The sequence below is a fragment of the Desulfofundulus sp. TPOSR genome, from assembly GCF_011393055.1.
Taxonomy (GTDB): Bacteria; Bacillota; Desulfotomaculia; order Desulfotomaculales; family Desulfovirgulaceae; genus Desulfofundulus; species Desulfofundulus kuznetsovii.
On the sequence record NZ_JAAOEF010000001.1, the window covers coordinates 1,043,568 to 1,061,346 of the forward strand.

General features: G+C 56.3%; 13 protein-coding genes and 1 tRNA gene. 4 read left to right on the forward strand and 10 right to left on the reverse strand.

All coding sequences use genetic code 11. The annotated features are described in order from the left end of the window. Positions 1-81: 81 nt before the first annotated feature. The 5 genes from G7K71_RS05235 to G7K71_RS05255 form a co-directional block, all read right to left on the reverse strand. On the reverse strand, positions 82-1,392 hold the full coding sequence (locus G7K71_RS05235; RefSeq protein ID WP_166343983.1) for an MFS transporter: 1,311 nt from the start codon (positions 1,390-1,392) through the stop codon (positions 82-84). Positions 1,393-1,593: 201 nt separating this feature from the next. Then, positions 1,594-2,892, reverse strand: coding sequence for a Wadjet anti-phage system protein JetD domain-containing protein (locus G7K71_RS05240; RefSeq protein WP_166343985.1), 1,299 nt, complete (start codon positions 2,890-2,892; stop codon positions 1,594-1,596). Then, positions 2,892-6,278, reverse strand: a complete 3,387-nt coding sequence (locus tag G7K71_RS05245) for an ATP-binding protein (protein ID WP_166343987.1) — start codon at positions 6,276-6,278, stop codon at positions 2,892-2,894. The genes G7K71_RS05240 and G7K71_RS05245 overlap by 1 nt, the downstream gene beginning before the upstream one ends. A 104-nt stretch (positions 6,279-6,382) precedes the next feature. After that, complete coding sequence (locus G7K71_RS05250; RefSeq protein ID WP_166343989.1) at positions 6,383-7,009, reverse strand: DUF4194 domain-containing protein; 627 nt, start codon at positions 7,007-7,009, stop codon at positions 6,383-6,385. A gap of 15 nt (positions 7,010-7,024) precedes the next feature. Then, on the reverse strand, positions 7,025-8,449 hold the full coding sequence (locus G7K71_RS05255; RefSeq protein ID WP_166343991.1) for a Wadjet anti-phage system protein JetA family protein: 1,425 nt from the start codon (positions 8,447-8,449) through the stop codon (positions 7,025-7,027). Positions 8,450-9,083: 634 nt separating this feature from the next. Between G7K71_RS05255 and sfsA the strand changes: the two genes are divergently transcribed. The 4 genes from sfsA to G7K71_RS05275 all read left to right on the forward strand — a co-directional run bounded on the left by sfsA (position 9,084) and on the right by G7K71_RS05275 (position 12,302). After that, positions 9,084-9,785 carry a DNA/RNA nuclease SfsA gene (gene sfsA, locus G7K71_RS05260; RefSeq protein WP_166343993.1) on the forward strand — a complete coding sequence of 234 codons (702 nt, stop codon included), beginning with the start codon at positions 9,084-9,086 and terminating at the stop codon, positions 9,783-9,785. A 132-nt stretch (positions 9,786-9,917) separates the two neighbouring features. Further along, positions 9,918-10,799 carry a DMT family transporter gene (locus tag G7K71_RS05265; RefSeq protein ID WP_166343995.1) on the forward strand — a complete coding sequence of 294 codons (882 nt, stop codon included), beginning with the start codon at positions 9,918-9,920 and terminating at the stop codon, positions 10,797-10,799. Positions 10,800-11,166: 367 nt separating this feature from the next. Next, the gene (gene arsC, locus G7K71_RS05270; RefSeq protein WP_166343997.1) at positions 11,167-11,592 is read left to right on the forward strand and encodes an arsenate reductase (thioredoxin); all 426 of its coding nucleotides are present in this window, start codon (positions 11,167-11,169) and stop codon (positions 11,590-11,592) included. 95 nt (positions 11,593-11,687) lie between these two features. Continuing rightward, a complete protein-coding gene (locus tag G7K71_RS05275; RefSeq protein ID WP_166343999.1) occupies positions 11,688-12,302 on the forward strand; it encodes a Uma2 family endonuclease in 615 nt (204 codons plus the stop codon). 14 nt (positions 12,303-12,316) lie between these two features. On the opposite strand, the gene G7K71_RS05280 is transcribed toward G7K71_RS05275, so the two are convergent. The 5 genes from G7K71_RS05280 to G7K71_RS05300 form a co-directional block, all read right to left on the reverse strand. Then, a tRNA-Cys gene (locus G7K71_RS05280) sits at positions 12,317-12,413 on the reverse strand. Between the two features lie 141 nt (positions 12,414-12,554). Further along, positions 12,555-14,177: a long-chain fatty acid--CoA ligase gene (locus G7K71_RS05285; protein WP_166344001.1), complete on the reverse strand. Its 1,623-nt coding sequence runs from the start codon at positions 14,175-14,177 to the stop codon at positions 12,555-12,557. Between the two features lie 11 nt (positions 14,178-14,188). Then, positions 14,189-15,034, reverse strand: coding sequence for a 3-hydroxybutyryl-CoA dehydrogenase (locus G7K71_RS05290; protein WP_166345113.1), 846 nt, complete (start codon positions 15,032-15,034; stop codon positions 14,189-14,191). Positions 15,035-15,266: 232 nt separating this feature from the next. Beyond that, on the reverse strand, positions 15,267-16,433 hold the full coding sequence (locus G7K71_RS05295; protein ID WP_166344003.1) for an acyl-CoA dehydrogenase: 1,167 nt from the start codon (positions 16,431-16,433) through the stop codon (positions 15,267-15,269). 11 nt (positions 16,434-16,444) lie between these two features. Continuing rightward, on the reverse strand, positions 16,445-17,629 hold the full coding sequence (locus G7K71_RS05300) for an acetyl-CoA C-acetyltransferase (protein WP_166344005.1): 1,185 nt from the start codon (positions 17,627-17,629) through the stop codon (positions 16,445-16,447). Positions 17,630-17,779: the final 150 nt, after the last annotated feature.

Sequence of the window (17,779 nt, forward strand, 5' to 3'; positions counted from 1 at the left end):
TATGAAAAGACTTATGAAAAGCCCGGCCGGGCCGGAATCATGGCTTCGAGCGGCAAAACGTACTGTCCCATCTCTTCTCATCTACTCCCTGGTTTCAGCGGCCCACGGGAAGCGCCGGATGAGGAACAAAGCCAGCAGGAGTCCTGCTACCGCCAGGAGGTTGAGAGCCTGAAATACCGCCGGTACGCCCAGGTGGTCGGCCAGTACCCCCAGCAGGGTTACTCCCACGCCGCCCATACCCACACCAAAGCCAATGGTAAAGCCGCTGGCCAGACCTTTACGGTCGGGCATGAGCTGCTGGCCCAGAACGATGGTGGTGGAAAAGGTACTGATCAGCGCCGCCCCAATCAGGGCCAGCAGCACCAGGGCGGCCAGACCGCCGCCGACATGGAGGAATAAATAGATCAGGGGGATGAGCAGGGCCATGGAACCGGCCATCACCCGGGGGGCTCCTAAAACATCAGTCAAAGGGCCCCCTAAAAGGGTGCCGAAAGCCCCGGCTAGCAGAAAGACGGAAACAAAATACCCGGCCAGGTGGGCATCACCGTGCAAATAGTCGGTGTAATAAAGGGGCACGTAGGTAGAAAGCCCCGCGTGCAGCCAGGAACGGAAAATGATATAAATGAGGAGCAGGGTAAAGGCAACCAGGGTTCCCTTGTTCCATTTCACACCGGCAGTTTGCGTAGAAGTCCGGTTCTTCCCTGAAAGGGCTGTCCCGCTTCTTTCTTTTCCATTTGCAAGGTCTCTAAAAGCCTGCCCTACCCCTTCTTCCCGCAGGGAATTAAGGCGCGGCCAGCAAAACATCAGCAGCCCGGCGGTAACCAGGCCAGGCAAAATGAAATAAACCGTGGCCTTCGGTCCACCCAGGGTCAAAAGCCAGGCCATGAACAGGGAGCCCAGGCCAAAACCCAGGTTTCCGCCCACGGAAAATACGGCCATGCCGCTTCCCTTGCGCACACCGCTGGCCAGGTTGGCCGCGCGGGAACCTTCCGGGTGGTAGGCCGCCACGCCCAGGCTGGAGACGGCCACCGCCAGCAGGAGAAGGGAAAACCAGGGTAAACGGCCGGTAGCGGCCAGGCCCATGCCGGCCACCAGGCAACCCAGCGGTAAAAGCCAGCGGGCCGGACGCCGGTCGGCAAAATAACCGAAAACAGGCTGGATAACCGATGAAGCCACGTTGGACACAAGCACTAAAAGACTGGTCTGGGCATAGGTAAGGGCAAAAGCCTGTTTTAATACCGGCAGCAAAGCGGGTAAGGCACCCTGGGCCATGTCGGTGACCAGGTGGCCCCAGGATAAGAGCAAGAGCACACCCGCAATCGGTCTTTTCTGTTTTGCCGCCTTTCCCGCCGGCATTGCGCTACTTGTTGCTTCCATTTTTGATACGGACAAATTTTCCACCCCCATTTAGCACAACCGCCCTTCGCAGGGCTTTAATCTGACGGCAACATCATTAAATTTAATCTTACTCCTCCCCCTCCTGTTGTGGCAATGTCAAAAAGGCAGCAAATTACAAAGTTAACATGTTAATCATCAATTCTTTTTACTGTTTTTCGGGAGCTTTTTGGGGCACAAAAAAAAACTGCCGTCCTTTTAAAACATTCGCTCCCCCGGTTCATAGAGGGACGGCAGCGGCTCCACACACTCCTGTTCCAAGCGCAGGCCTTCCTGGAGCATTTTTTGAATCACGGGGTGGAAGAGGCGGTAATCCGGATCTTCCAGCAGAGAACGGAGGCGCCGGCCGTATGCCGGGGTAAAGGGCGAAGCAAACCGGCGGTATTGTTCCAGGGTGGGCACATCCATGTACAGGGGCTTCAGCCCGGGCAGGCAGCGCTTCTGCAGGTGGACAAAGATGGAAAAACCCCCGTAGTCAATGTCACCCCAGTGGTAAAACGGCACCGCCCGGCCGGTACCGGCCAGATATTCCCGCAGTTTACTCAGAAACCGCCGGCGAACCGCGTTATGATAACCCCCCAGGTATATGGCCAGAAATTGGTCGCGGCAGGTCTTTACAAACCGGTAGAAGGGGGTCAGGTTTTCAATGGTGATAATGTAATCGGCGGCAACATTTTTGACCGTCAACCGGTCCACCATCTCCGCCGGCAACCCCAGGTCCGGGGAAAAATCTCCCACCCGGAGGGTACGGCCTTCGACAGCAAATTCCAGGCCGCCGCTGATGAAAATGTGCTGGGGGTTGTCCACAACCCCCACTTCGGCCAGGACCTGATTGACCTCTGCGGCAGTAAGGGCGGTCTCTTTTCCCCCGCCGTCTTTACCCCAGTCCGGGTGGAAATCCCGGACAATTCGCGCCACAGTTGGAGCCAGATTGTTAAAAGCCTTGCTGTTGCCCAGCACCCGCAGGCTGAAAACCCGCCTGGGTATCTCTTCCTGCAGAAGGCTGATCTCCCGAATGACCATGAAAAGCTGCTCCGCATGCTCCCGGTCCGCGGGATTCAGGTAGGGCTGGCTTTCCCCTTCTTCCAGCCGCCGGGCAACAGTATGGAAGAATTCCTGCGCCCAGGGGGCCGCCCCCCGGGCATAGTGCCCGGCCAGGCGGGCCAGTTCCTGGAATTGCTCCGCCCTGGGACGCCGTTTCAGCCGGGCGTAGGCCTCGTCCAGGCGGCCAGTATTTAAGGCCACTTTCTCGATGAGATTGTTTTCCTCAAACTTGACCCAGCGAATCTCAATTAACCCCCGGCGCTCCAAAGCCAGGGCGGCTCCATTGATCTCTTCCTTATACCGGGCGGTGGTATCGTCAAAATAACGGGGCATGGTACGCTGGTTGAAATGAAGCCAGATGCGGCGGTTGCCCCCTTTGCCCCTGGCCAGGGCGCTGCGCTCATACTTGTCCAGCAGAGTCTCCAGAATATAGCGTTCGTAGTCCATGGCCATCAACCCGCCGCCCTTTCCGCCGCCTCGATCCGGCTTTCGCCAACCGCTTCCTTAAACTGCTTGTAATCCTCTATCCAGCTGTTTTTCCCGTCGCGCATCACCAGAAGGGTGGTGGGTACATGGGGGCTGATAAACTCGCACTTGTCGGTAGGGGCGGCGATGATGGCCTGCATGCCCATTTCATTGATAAAGCGCAGGGAATTTTCCATACGGTCGATATCCATCCGGTTGAAGGCCTCGTCAAAGAGCATCAGCCGGATGCTGTCCCGGTTGGTCTTGGCGCGGTAGAGCTGGGCAAAGGAAGCCACAATGGCCACGTAATAGGGGGTCTGGGTCTCGCCCCCCGACTTTTCCCGGCAGACCTTGCTGAAGGTAGAGGTTTCACCGCTGGCATGGGTAATTTTGATATCATAATCCAGAAAACTGCGGTAATCGGTGTATTCCGCAATGCTTTCGGGCAGGTACCTGGGCGGCAGGTTGATGATTTTATCAAACAGCTCGTCCAGGGCCTCCCGGTGCCGCTGCTGAAAAACACTGTCAAAAAGGGAGACACCTCCCTCCACCATTTCCGTATCCTCCAGCATCTGGTAGAACTTACGGTGCCTTTCGGAAGGGTATACCAGAAAACGGTATTTATCTCCGCCAAAGGAAATATCCTTTAAAGCTTCGTTCAAGAAGTCAAATTCATTGCGGGCATTTTGAATGTTCTCCCGCAACTTGTAGATGAAGTGCTCCTTGAACTCCTCCTCGGCTTCCCTTTTGGCCTGGTTGATTTTTTCCTCATATGCGGGCAGCTCGCTTTCCACCAGTTTCTTATACTCCTGTACCCACTCGTCATTCTCATCCGCTTCTATTCGCCCGCCGAACTGGTACTTATTGTTATATTCGGCCTTGAGGAGTTCCAGGGCCTTTTCCTTGTTAAGAATAAGCGTTTCCACGCTCTTGCGGTTGTGGGCGAAGTTGGCCGCCACCTCCTGGGGCGAATGGCGCCGGATCTCCCGGGCGTAACGCCTTTCCCCCTCGGGCACAACACGGGGGTTCAAGGAGCAAAACTGCCGGAACTCCTCTTCCAGCCGGGCATGCTCGTCTTCCAGGGTCACCCGTTCCGTTCTCTTCTGTTCCAGGGTGGTCAGTAATTCTCCCTGCCGCTGGTTATATTTCTCAATCCGGCCGTTCAAGGCGTCCATTTCCAGTTCCAGTTGATCCAGCTTTTGCTGCAGGGCGTCAATGCCTGAAGTATCCACCCCGGCCAGTTCCCGTTCCCTGGCGGACAGATCCTGCCGTAACGCGGCCAGTTCCAGCCACGTCCCCCGGCGCTCTTTCAGGAAAATGTAGTGTTCGTCCCGGCCGCTTGTCGTCTGGCTCAGCCTTTCCAACCTTTCCAACCGGGGGAGCAATTCCTTCCGCGCCGCGGCAATCTCCTGCAGGCGGGCTTCTTTGCGGGCAATCTGGCGGGCATAGGCCCGTTCACCGATAAAGGGAGTTTCGTAAACTTCAAATTTAATCTGCCGGGCGGTATGATTGCTGTAGGTCATGCAGGTCGGGGTAATGGCCCGGCGGTAATTTTTCAGTTCCTGTTCATTTTCACACTTGATCAGGTCGCCCATAAGCTGGTGGACGTAGGCCAGGGCGTAGCGGTTCTGGGAGCGCACCTCGCAGGCCAGGGAGTTGGGTTCAATGCGGTTCAAGTACTTCAACACCCGGCCGGTATTGACCAGGCCCACCCCTGAGATGCGCCGTTCCTTTTTGTGTTTTTCATATACGGAAAGGGCATAATCAAAATGTTCCGGCTCCACAATCAGGTCGAAGCGCCGGGTGTTGAGCCAGCCCTCCACCGCGTCCTGCCACTTCTCGTCGGGAACTTCCAGAAGCTCGCAGAGCACCCTGGGCTCTACGTCAATGCCTTTCACGGCGCGGAATTTCTCCCGGATCAGATCCCGCAGGTCGGTCACCTTGCGGTCGTAAATATGCTTCTTGTTGCGCAGGCTGGCCAGTTCCTGCTGCAGGGTTTGCTCCTCCTGATCCAGCTCCTTCAGCTTGTGCCGGATTTCCCAGGCCTGTTCCTGCACCCTTTCCCGTACCTTCCCCAGGGTTTCCCGGCCCCGGTCAATCAACCGGCCCAGGGCATCGAGGGCTTCCCCGTCACCGGGCGGCAGGGGCTGCCCCTCCCCAACCTGCCCGCCACCGGCCGCGGCCAGCCCCTGGAGCCCGTCCACCAGTTCCGCGAGTATACTGCGCTCAGCCGGTAAAAGCAAACCTTCCCCCGCCTCGTCCAGGAGTTGCGCCAGCACCCGGCATTCTTCCCGGGCGGTTTCAGCTACCTGGCTGCAAGCGCGGGACAGTTCCTTCACCCGTTCCTTGAGGGTGCGGATCTCACCTTTCAAACGCTCCACCAGCTGCCAGGTGGTATTGGCCGCCAGGGCGTCCCGGTAGGACCGCTCCTCCTCCCGGCAGCGTTTCAACCGTTCCCTGGCCCCGTCCAGAGCCTGGCTCAACCGGGCCAGCTCCTCTTCCAGGGCCCGGGCCTGTTCCAGATTGGCCTGCAAACTGGCCGCCACCCCGTCCCGGTTGGCCCGCAGGATCACGTAATCCTGGATCAGGGCTCTTTCCCGGTCCCGCTGGATCTCCCGGTATTTTTCTAAGATGCCTTCCAGAGCGGCTATTTTCTCCCTGGTCTGGGCCGCCAGGTCGCTGTACTCCTTGTAGCGCTGGAGGTTCTCCCGCATGATGTCGATATTTATTTGCTTCTCTTCCAGCACGTAGGAGTAAACAAACTGGCGGATGTCCGTTATCGGCTTGAAGGAGATGGCCTTTACGAAAAGGGTAAAGAACCGGTCCCCCAGGGAACCCAGCTTGTGGAGCAAATCGGCCTGGTATTTTTCCACCGTGGGATAAATGGTGGCCTTGCGGTCCCTCACCGCGGCCCGGAACTCCCGGATATTGCGGGGGTGCTTGCCCGCTAAAAAAAGGCTGTCGTCCAGGCGGCAGTCCTCGATCTTGAAAAAACGGCTTTCATAGGTCACGTCATCGGCGTAGGAATCAATGACCGCCCCCAAAAGGAAGTAGTTCTTTCTGGAGGTATCATAGAATTCCAGGACCACATAGGAAGTAATGTCGCCCTGGCGCTCGTACTTGCGGCCGCTCTCGCTGTCCCGCCCGGTCTTGCAGCGCACGTAACCCAGCAGATCCCGCCTGGTCTCGTCAAAGGCGGAAATGTTAAATTTAACCCGCCGCAGGTCGGCCACCAGCACGTACTGGATGGCGTCCAGAATGGTGGATTTGCCGCTGCCGTTGTCCCCGGTGATCAGGGTGCTGCCCCGGATGCGTATGGTTTCGTTGGTAAAATAGTGCCAGTTGATTAACCTGATGCCGGTTAATTCTTTCAATTACACCAGCTCCTCAGCACTCAGTGAACCTGGCTGGATGCGGCGCTGTCCCCGCTCACTCCAGTGCTTCGCGCCGACAGCACCGCATCCTTGCTGCAACGGTTCTACTGTATATTTCCGTTTTCCTCTTCCAGCCCTTCTTCCGCCCCGGCCCGGCGGTAGGTATCCAGCTTTTCGTACACCTGCCGGATGTCCTCCACCCGCAGGGCGAAGAGAATGGTGGGAAACACCTCCAGGCGGCAGTCGGGATCGGTAACCTCCCCGTCCAGCACCCGCAGGATGTTGAAACGCTTGAGCAGGCCCATGGTTTCCCGCAGGGTTTTTTTGTCAATGGGCCGGTTGCGTATTTTCAGGGCCGCATACTTGTCCTGGATCTCCCGCACGGTAATCATTATGTTCTCCGTCACGTTGATTTGGCGGCGTTTTTCTTCGTAGCAGAGGCGCAGGATGAGGATGATTATGCTTTCTTCCAGTTTCAGGCGCAGCCGGTTATAGGCGAAATCGCTGAAAACACGGTAGACCCCATAGGCCCGGTCTCCTTCCAGGCTCCAGCCTCCCAGCTTCAAATAGGCCCGCAGGAGGTCTTCGTGCCGTTCAATAAAGTAGTAGTCCCGGCGGTTTTCTTCGTTCTTGCGGGTGATGAATGTACAGGAGAGAAGCCTGTTCACCACCCGGGTAAACTCTTCCCGCTCCGCCGGAAGCAGGCGGTTCCACTGTTCCAGCAGTTCCATCCGGCTCGCCCTTCCTTATTTTCTTTCAAAACGCAAATCTCTAAATTCAAAGCGGCCGCCGGCCGCAGATACCCGGGGCCTCCCATCCCGGTGCACCCGGTAACCTACCTGGCGCGAACGCCCGTAAGCCGTAGCATAGATCAGTTTGATAAATTCCTCCACATCCTCGATGCCCAGCTCCCGGGCGCAGATCTCCTTCCGCCCGGCCAGTTTTTCCATCACCCAGGCGTTGATCTTCTCCCGGGTCATGCGCCTTTCCAGCTGCTGCCGGAAGGAGCGCAGCCGCTCCCTGCGGCGCTCCGGGTCAATTTCCTCCAGCTCCTGCACTTCCCGGGGCTGGTGCTGCCTGGCCGCCTCCCTACCGGTATAAAGGGATTCCCGGTCCAGAAATCCCTGGGTGAAGAGGCTGAACAAGCGACCCAGCTCTTCCGGAAGGAGGTCGTCCGGGCGCATGCCCTCCTGCGCGCGCAGCCCGGCCAGGAACTTTAAAATTTCCATCAGCTGGCCTTCCACGTCCTTACTGCTGTTGAGGATGTACTTCAACTGCTGGAAGGAAGCGTTGGCATAGCGGGCATTGCGCCGGTCAATTTCATCCAGCAGGTCGTCCAGGCCGATGTAGGCCTGGCGGATGTAGTCAATACGGCGGTAAATCTCCTGCCGCGCCGTGGGCAGATCCGGAAAACGCTCCCGCTGCACTTCCAGACCGGCCGTCCGGTCCACCCAGGCCGCATCGTTGTACCACTGGTTCAAACGGGCAATAATCTTCGGACGGTAGCGGGAAACGTTGTCCGAAGTTTTCAGGCGGTGGTAGCTGCGGTCGATAATTTCCTCCATGTAGTCTTGAAAATGAATCTTTAAAATCTCCCGGGGCTCCTTTTCCGCCAGGACCCGCTCAATGTAACGCTTAATGTTGTGATTTAGGGACTTCAAACCGTTGATCAGCTGCTCGGTCTGCTCATAGGCCTTTTCCAGGGCCAGGTTGCCCTGGCGGTCGGCCTCCTCGGAATGGAGCAAGGTGTAGGTGGCATAAACATATCCCTGGTATTCCACCTGCCGGTGGCGGCGGATCTTGTCCAGTACATCCAGAATTTTTATGGCATAATCGGGCAGGCTGATGTACTGCACGTAATTGCTGTACACCTCGCTGACCACCCAGCCTGTGGCCTCCAGCTTGCGCAGGATAAAGGCGGCCCTTTCCCGGGGCCCGGCCGGCGTATCCAGGGATTCCTCCCAGATCTCGTCGGCCAGAGCCTGTTCAAAAAAGCCGTCCTTCTGCTCTATATAGTCAACAATCAGGTCGATGACCACATCCCGTTCCATCCCGAAGGTGGTCAGCTGGTACTGGTCGTAAATGCGGAACAGGATTGCCGCGTAGTCCTGCTTCAAGGGGCTGGCCAGGACCGAAAAAAACCGCTCCGGGATGACGGCAAAAAGGTTCACTTCTACACCCCTCCCGGGGAAATTTTTTAACTGGATGTGGTTCGGCATCGCCAGCAGATTTCCTCTTAATTGTACTAATTTTTCAGGGGGAAATACAACCATATCCATCAATTTTCCCCATAAACCGTTGCGGCCCTCAGCGGTGGACGACCTTTCCGGACATTGGAATGAAGGGAACCGGGTTTATCCGCAGAAATAAAATGTTCAGTGACCCGTTATGGTGCCGCGTTGTCCACGCTCACTCCAGTGCTCCGCGCTGACAGCACCGCGGCTCGCTTCGGACCGGACTAGTGGCGCTGCAAATGCGGCATGGCAGTTGCACCTTACTGTCATCTTTTTGGCGTTTCAGTAAGTTACCTTATTCTAAAGCAACATTTCGGTGCCGCTGGTTTCGCGCCGCAGTCCGGTTACCCTCCCCAGCACTCACGGCAATGATGCCCTCACCAAGCCTGTTGCGACAAGATGATTTGTTTGGAACTTTTAAGGTTATAAATTCTCAGTGAGTGCTGGGCGGGTGCTGTTACCAGCGCTCCGCAAGTCGTTCGCTTTGGACAACGCGGCACCGTGCCGATGGTAGCGGTTTTACTGAACAATTTTACATAATGTATACAAGAAATCGGGGAACATAGTTTCAATGCTTTGCAGTCTGCATTTACCTCCACAACTGGAAGAAGCCACCTTCATCCGCCGCTTGAACCGCTTTGTCGCCGAGGTGCTGGTGAAGGGAAACCGGGAACTGGCCCACGTGCCCAGTTCCGGGCGCATGGCGGAATTGCTGGTGGCCGGGCGCAGGGTTTGGGTTAAGCGCCACGCCAAAAACGGCCATAAAACCACCTGCCGCCTGCTGCTGGTGGAGTACGAGGGCATACTGGTATCGGTGGACGCCACCCTGCCTAACCGGCTGGTGGGCCGGACACTGCAGGCGGGGGCACTGAAAGAATTTATGGCCTACGACACCATCCGAGCAGAGTACACCCGCAGCCAGAGCCGTTTCGATTTTTATCTGAGCGGCCCGCCGGGCGGGTGCCTGCTGGAAGTAAAATCCGTGACCCTGGTGGAAAAGGGAGTGGCCCTTTTCCCCGATGCCCCATCAACAAGAGGAACAAAGCACCTGGAGGAGCTGGTAGCGGCCCGCAGGGAGGGACTGCAGGGAGCGGTTCTCTTTGTGGCCCAGCGGGAAGACGCCCGTTGCTTTTCCCCCCACCACCGGCAGGACCCGGCTTTTGCCAGGGCACTGCAGCGGGCCGCGGCCAGCGGGGTGCGGGTGCTGGCCTACCGCTGCCGGGTAAGCCGGGAAGCGGTTACCCTGGAAAAGGAGATTCCCGTTTTGTTGTAAATGGAAAGGGATCTTGTCATGCTATGATATAATGGTGAGCCGGAAGGTTATTTTTAACCGGGCGGCCACCGGACCGATTAGCGGTTTCTTCACGGTAGAGTAGAATAGTGGCCATGGAGGATAAAACAAAAAATGCATAAGCAGAAACAAACGCCCGGGCGGCAGGGCCTGGGCGTGGCACTGGTTCTATTTTCCACTATTTGCCTGAGCGTGGAGCCCGTAGCGGCCAAAATTGCCTATCAGGGTGGCGCCACCGTCATGACCACCCTCACCCTGCGGTACGTTCTGGCCGCAGTGCTTTTCTGGCTGTTCATCCTGGCGGGAGGTTATGCTTTCAGGCTTACTCTCCGGCAGTTGCTGGCAATAACGGCTTTATCTGCGGGAACCCAGGCGCTCGCCGTACTGGCCCTTTTTGAAGCTTTCCGTTACATAACGGCCGGAATGGCCATCCTGTTTCTCTACTTTTACCCCACGGTGGTCACCATCCTGGCCTTCTTCTTTTTAAAAGAACCTTTTACCCGGCAGAAAGTGCTGGCCCTTTTTTTAACCCTGGGAGGCTGTGCGGTGATCCTGGGGCAACCGGTAAATACACTGGACCCAAGGGGGGTGGTCCTGTCCCTGACCGCCGCCTTCACCTATGCCATATTCCTGGTGGGTTCCACCCGCCTGCTGGCCAGCATCCAGACACTGGTGTACAACACCTGGGTTACCACCCTTCTGGCCGTGACCCTGGGCGGGCTTGCCCTCCTGCGGGGGCAGCTGGACCTGTCCTTCAATACGGAAGCCATGATGGCCATCGGGGTGCTGGGTTTCGTTTCCACCGTCCTGGCCATGGCCGCCCTGATGCGGGGGGTAAAGGAAATCGGCGCCTCCCGGGCAGCCATCATCAGTACCTTTGAACCGGTGGCTACGGCCGTGCTAGGTTTTCTGGTGCTGGGCGAAAGCCTGACCTCCTGGCAAATGGTGGGAGGGGCGGCCGTCCTGGCGGGCGTTTTCCTGCAAAAGAGGGCATGAACCGGAATTGTTTCAGATTCGGATAGTTTCTGGTGGTACGTTATGGCGCCAGGTGAATGTTCAGCAAGCGAGCTGCGGTACGCATCTTACGCGAAGCATTGGAGTGAGCAAGGACCCAGCACTCACTGGGATAGCAGCTTTTCCCCAAACCTGATGTGTCAATAAACGTAGAACACCGGGAGGAGAGTCATATTTGGGTGAGTGCTGGGCCGCATCCAACCGGGTTTACTGAATTACGGCGTTAGTTGCGCAGTTGCTTTAACAAAACGGCAATGCTTCAGTGACGTTTAACGAAAAGTTAATTTGTAGCGGGTATATGAGTAAGTTATAATATAAACAAAATGTTGCAAAGTAGGGGGAAAAACTTTTGTCCAGGAAGAAGAGAGTACTTTTTTTGTGCACCGGCAACTCCTGCCGCAGCCAGATGGCCGAAGGGTTTGCCCGAACCATGGCCGGGGACAAATGGGATGTTTACAGCGCCGGAACGGCTCCTGCCGGGGTTAATCCCCGGGCCGTTCAGGTAATGGCGGAAGCAGGCATCGATATCTCCGGCCAGAAATCCAAAGCCATAGACCCGGAAATTCTCAACTCCGCCGATATAGTGGTTACCCTGTGCGGGGACGCCCGCGACAACTGCCCCCTCACACCGCTTGCGGTGAGGCGCATCCACTGGCCCCTGGAAGACCCGGCCCGGGCCACGGGTACGGAAGAGGAAATCATGGCCAGATTCCGGGCCGTGCGGGATGAAATAAAAAAACGGGTGGCCGAACTGCTCGCCACCTTAGAGGACTGACCGAAAGCCACCCACCAGGCGTTGTCCCGTTAAAAATTGTTCCGGGATACTTTTTGTGTTAAGATCAGTTCAAGAAACCCGGATGAAAAGCGACGGTGATTTTCAGGATGAGGGAAATCATCATAACGGGAAAAACCCCGGAAGAACCTCCTGCGGTGAAAAGATACACGTACGAGGAATACCTCAAGCTTGATGACGGCAACCGTTACGAGCTGATCGAGGGGGAACTGGTATTGACACCTTCGCCGGGCTTTAAGCACCAGAGAACAGTTGCCGCAATAGAAAGGGCTCTAACGACCTTTGTGGAGGAGCATGACCTGGGGATGGTAATCGTAGCGCCCTATGACGTAGTTCTCGACGAAGGCGTGGTCCTGCAACCCGACATCCTTTTTGTCACCCGGGAAAAGTTTCACCTGCTTACCGAAGCATGCCTGAAAGGTGCTCCTGACCTGGTAGTGGAAGTAATCTCTCCTTCATCTGCCGGACGGGACCGGATCAAAAAAAGCCGGCTCTACCGCCGTTACGGCGTGCGGGAATTGTGGCTCGTGGACCCTGAAGCCCGAACGGCGGAGGTTCTGACCACCGGGGAAAATGGCTGGTATCAGGCTGCTGCCTGCGACGAAGAAGACATACTGACTTCGCCCCTTTTGCCGGGCTTAAAAATAAACTTAAAGGAAATATTTGCGCTACCGGAGGGAATATCACTGTAAACCTGTTTCAAAACTGGAGGGGAGAGGTCGGAATCGAACCGGACTCCCGCCTGGGTTGCAGGCAGGCCGACGGGTTTGCAGCCCGCGGGAGGCACCAGCCCCGCTCTCCCCGCTATTTATTTTTCATCGCAGGCCCATAAAATCCTTCTATATGGGTCATTTAATTATTCTATAGCCCGGTGAGTCTTGATAAGAATGAAAAATAACAACGAAAAAACCTGCCGTCTACCGGCAGGCTCTCTCGCCAAACTATCAAGCACTATAATGTTCCGGGAAAAACCTTTGCCGTAAAGCCTTTTTATTAAATTTCCCCACGCTGGTTTTGGGAACTTCGTCGATAAATTCTATACGGTCCGGCAGCCACCATTTGGCCACCCGCCCCCGTAAAAATTCCAGAATATCTTCCGCTGTAACCTTCCCCCGGAATTCCTCCTTGAGCACCACACAGGCCAGTGGTCTTTCCTGCCATTTTTCATGGGGCATGGCAATGACCACTGCCTCCGCCACAGCCGGATGAGCCATGATGGTGTTCTCCAGATCCACGGAAGAAATCCATTCGCCTCCGCTCTTAATCAAATCCTTGGACCGGTCACAGATATACACGTAACCTTCCTCATCAACTGTAACAATGTCCTGGGTTCTGAACCACCCATCCCGCAGGGCGTCCCTGGTGCGCTCCGGGTCCTTGTAATATTCCTCGGTTATCCAGGGCCCCCTGAATTGCAGCTCTCCCATGGCACGCCCATCCCTGGGCACGCTGTTGCCGTTTTCGTCGACCACCCTCATTTCTATCCCCGGCACAAAAAGGCCCTGTTTCGCCCTCACCTGGTAAAGTTGTTCTTCGGGCCAGTCAAGCATATAGCTCTTGGGACGGGACACAAGGGTAATGGGGGTGGTTTCCGTCATGCCGTAAACATTCATTACATTAATACCCAGCTTCTTTTCATACGCTTCAATAAACACCCGCGGTATGGCCGAACCGCCAGCCAGAATCCGGTTCAGGCTGCTTACATCGTAGGAACCGTCCTCCAGCAGCTTGAAACATTCCATCCAGATGGTGGGTACACCTGCAGTAACGGTCACGCGTTCCGACTCGATAAGGCTGCACAGCGTCCGGGGATCGGGACGCACCCCGGGCAATACCTGCTTGGCCCCCACCAGTGTGGCCGTAAAGGGCAATCCCCAGGCATTGACGTGAAACATGGGTACAACCGGCATCAGCACATCTTTTTCAGATACCGCAAAGGTATCCACCATACCCGACATCAAGCTGTGCAGGTACAGAGCCCGGTGGGAGTACATAACCCCTTTCGGATCACCGGTGGTAGCAGTGGTGTAGCACATGGCCGCCGGGGACCACTCATCGAGATCGGTGGGGAAATCATAAACGGGGGGAGCTTCCCGTAACAGGTCCTCATAAGAGTACACCGGACTCAAGGAAGTACCGGGAATACTTTCCTTATCGGTCATGATTACAAAAAGCTCTATGGTTTTAATTTGCTCTTTGATCCCCTCGATAATCGGCACCAGGTCTTCGTCAATAAATATCAATTTATCCCCGGCATGGTTTAAGATATAGACTATTTGCTCAGAAAACAAGCGTAAATTGACCGTGTGCAAAACCGCACCGGTACAGGGTACGGCAAAGTACAATTCCAGGTGGCGGTGGTTGTTCCAGGCCAGGGTGGCCACCCGGTCCCCCCGCTTTACTCCCAGTTTTTCCAGTACATTGGCCAGGCGGCACACGCGCTCGTAAAATTCGCCGTAGGTGTAGCGGAAAATACCGGAAAAGTCCCGGGACACTATTTCTTTTTTCGGGAATAACTGGCGGGAGCGCTCTAAAATGGTGCGAACCAGAAGCGGATATTTCATCATAAGCCATCACCTCACTGATATTGATAGAAACCTCTACCGGTTTTTCGTCCCAGATGTCCTGCCCGCACCAGCTTTCTTAGCAGGGGTGCCGGGCGGTATTTGGAGTCGCAGGTTTCCTGGTAAAGGGTATCCATAACCATCAGCAGCACATCAAGCCCAATCAAGTCCGCTAAAGCCAGCGGGCCAATTGGGTGGTTGGCACCCAATTTCATCCCTTTGTCAATGTCCTGCGCCGAAGCGATGCCTTCCTGCAACACAAAGATAGCCTCGTTGATCATGGGAACTAGAATGCGGTTGACCACAAACAGGGGGGCTTCCTTAACCGTGATGACGGTTTTGCCCATCCGCTCACACACTTCCCGGGCAATGTTATAGGTTTCATCGCTGGTTTCTTCCCCGCGGATGATCTCCACCAACTGCATGACCGGCACGGGATTAAAGAAATGAGTTCCTATAAATTTGTCTGCCCGGCGGGTGACGGAAGCCATCTCTGTGATGGAAAGACCCGAAGTATTGGAACAAAAGATGGTTTCCGGACGGCAGGTGCCGTCCAGTTCCCGGTAGAGAGCCTTCTTTTGCTCCATGTTTTCGATAATGGCTTCAAAAACCAGGTCTGCCCTCTCTACCCCGACCAGCCCAACGGCAGGGGCAAGCCTTCCCATAATCGATGTTACGTCCTGTTCGCACAGCTTTCCCCTGGCCGCCAGACGTTCCAGGCCGGAGCGGATACGGGCCAACCCGCCCTGCACAAATTCTTCTTTGATATCGGATAAAATCACCCGGTAGCCGGCCATGGCGGCCACCTGGGCGATACCGGCACCCATGGTACCGGCACCGATAATGGCAATGTTTTCAATTTTTATATTGACCACTCCTTTCCGATTTTTCTGTCACAACATTGCAAAATTACTTTTGAAAGTAATCACGATATATTAAACGCAGATCCCGCTTCAGAATTTTGCCGCTGGGAGTTTTGGGCAACTGGTCGATAAAGAGTACTCCCCTGGGGACTTTAAATGGAGCCAATGGCCATGTATTTTTGCCTTTCGGCCCCGGTCAGGGGAGCCAGAGCGAACATGAAAACCCCTCCTATTTTTCATTTTCCAGCAGGGTCCGGGCGATAACCAGCCGCTGAATCTGGTTGGTTCCCTCATAAATCTGGGTGATCTTGGCGTCGCGCATCATACGCTCCAGGGGGTACTCCCGCATGTAGCCGTAACCCCCCAGAAGTTGCACCGCATCCACGGTCACCTGCATGGCCACGTCAGAAGCGAAAAGCTTGCTCATGGACGACAACCGGCTGATTTCGCCGGTGGAAGCTCCCAGCGCAGCGGCATTTTCGATGAAAAAGGCCGCTCTATAAACCAGCTGGCGGGCTGCTTCCACTCTGGTGGCCATGTCGGCCATCATGAATTGCAGTCCCTGGAAAGAGGCAACCGGCCTGCCAAACTGCACCCGCTCCCGGGTGTAATTGACGGCATAATCCAGAGCCCCCTGGGCAATGCCCACTGCCTGGGCACCGATTACCGGGCGGGTGCGGTCCAGGGTCATCATGGCAATCTTAAATCCATCCCCCTCCTTCCCCAAGAGATTTGCAGCCGGCACCGGGCAATCCTCAAAAATGAGCTCCGTGGTGGGAGAGCCCCTGACCCCCATTTTCTTTTCCTTCTTACCAATCGAAAAACCGGGGTAATCCTTTTCCACAATGAAAGCTGAAAGGCCCTTCAAACCCCGGCCCGGGTCTGTGCTGGCAAAAACAGTGTAAACATCGGCTATACCACCGTTAGTGATGAAGCATTTCTGCCCGGAAAGCAGGTACATGTCCCCCTCACGGCGAGCCCAGGTTCTAATCGAACCGGCGTCGGAACCGGCATTGGGTTCGGTAAGGGCAAAGGCACAGATGCGCTCCCCCGAGGCCAGGGTAGGAAGGTACTTTTCCTTTTGCTCCTCTGTCCCGGCCAGCAAAATGGGCATCAACCCCAGTTCCTGGGCCGCCACAATTAAAGAGGCGGATGCAGAAACTCTGGCGATCTCCTCCACAATCAGGCACACCGCCGGCAGGCCCTGTCCGGTGCCGCCGTATTCCTCCGGCACCCCGACCCCCAAAAGTCCCTGCCCGGCAAATAACTCTTTCAAATCCCAGGGATAGGCATCTTCCTCGTCTATAGCGGCGGCCCGGGAAGCCACCTTTTCTTCGGCCATCCGCCTTACCACCTGGCGGAGCATCTCCAGTTCTTCCGTTAGTTGATATGACATGGTCATCCCTCCTAATCGCTTTCCCTTTCCAGAATCATGGCCATCCCCATACCGCCGCCGACACACAGGGAAGCCAGGCCCAGGCGGAGGTTGCGGCGGGCCATTTCGTAAAGGAGGGTTACCACTATGCGCGCGCCGGTACATCCCACGGGATGGCCCAGGGCGATGCCGCTGCCGTTGACATTGGTAATCTCCCGGTTTAATTCCAATAGCTTTTCGCAGGCCAGGTACTGGGCGGCAAAGGCTTCGTTTAATTCAATCAACTGGATATCTCCCAGGGTAAGACCGGCCCTCTTGAGTGCCTTGCGGATGGCCGGCACCGGCCCGTAACCCATCAGGTCCGGCTCCACCCCGGCCCGGGCGAAACTGACAATGCGGGCCATGGGCTTTAAACCCAGCTCCCCGGCTTTAGACGCGGACATGAGCAACACCGCCGCTGCGCCGTCGTTGAGCCCCGAGGCGTTGCCGGCCGTAACCGTGCCGTTCTTGCGGAAAACCGGAGGAAGCTGGGCCAGCTTTTCCATGGTCACGTCCGGGCGGGGGTGTTCGTCCCTGTCCACCACCTTGGGGGGCCCTTTGCGCTGCGGTACGGCCACCGGGACAATTTCCTCCTTAAAGCGCCCTTCTTCAATGGCCCGGCAGGCGTTCTGGTGGCTGCGCAGGGCAATCTCGTCCTGTTCCTCCCGGGTGATCCCGTATTTGTCCGCCAGCCTTTCGGCCGTTTCACCCATAAGAATGCGGTGGATGGGGTCAGTCAAAGTCTCCCAGAGAGCATCGGTCATTTCACCATGCTGCAGGCGCTGACCCCAGCGGGCGCCCTTCAGCACATAGGGGGCGGAACTCATGGACTCGGTACCCCCGGCCACCACAATTTCCGAATCACCGGTGGCGATTTGCTGGTAGCCGGAAACAATGGCCTGCATCGCAGAGGAACACTGGCGCTGGATGGTCATACCCGTGACCTGCACCGGCAAACCGGCCACCAGGGCCGCCGTTCTGGCCACGTTGGGTTCGTCGGAACGCTGGACGCAATTCCCCAGGATCACTTCATCTACCATATCCCCTGCTATGCCCGCCCGCCTTAACACTTCTTGAATTACCGGAACGGCCAGCTGGTGGGAAAGCATGTTCCTGAACGCACCGCCAAAGTCACCAATGGCCGTTCGCGCAGCCGCAACTATTACCACGTCCTGCATATTCTTCAACTCCCCCTCGTTATTACTCTCCCAAATACGGTTTATTCGCCCGCCGGGCGGTTTTTGCACCAGCATTTTAATTCTAAAAATTCATGCAACAACAGTGCCAGGAAGAAAAAAGGTGGGCAGGGTTGTCTTTATTCGCCCGGC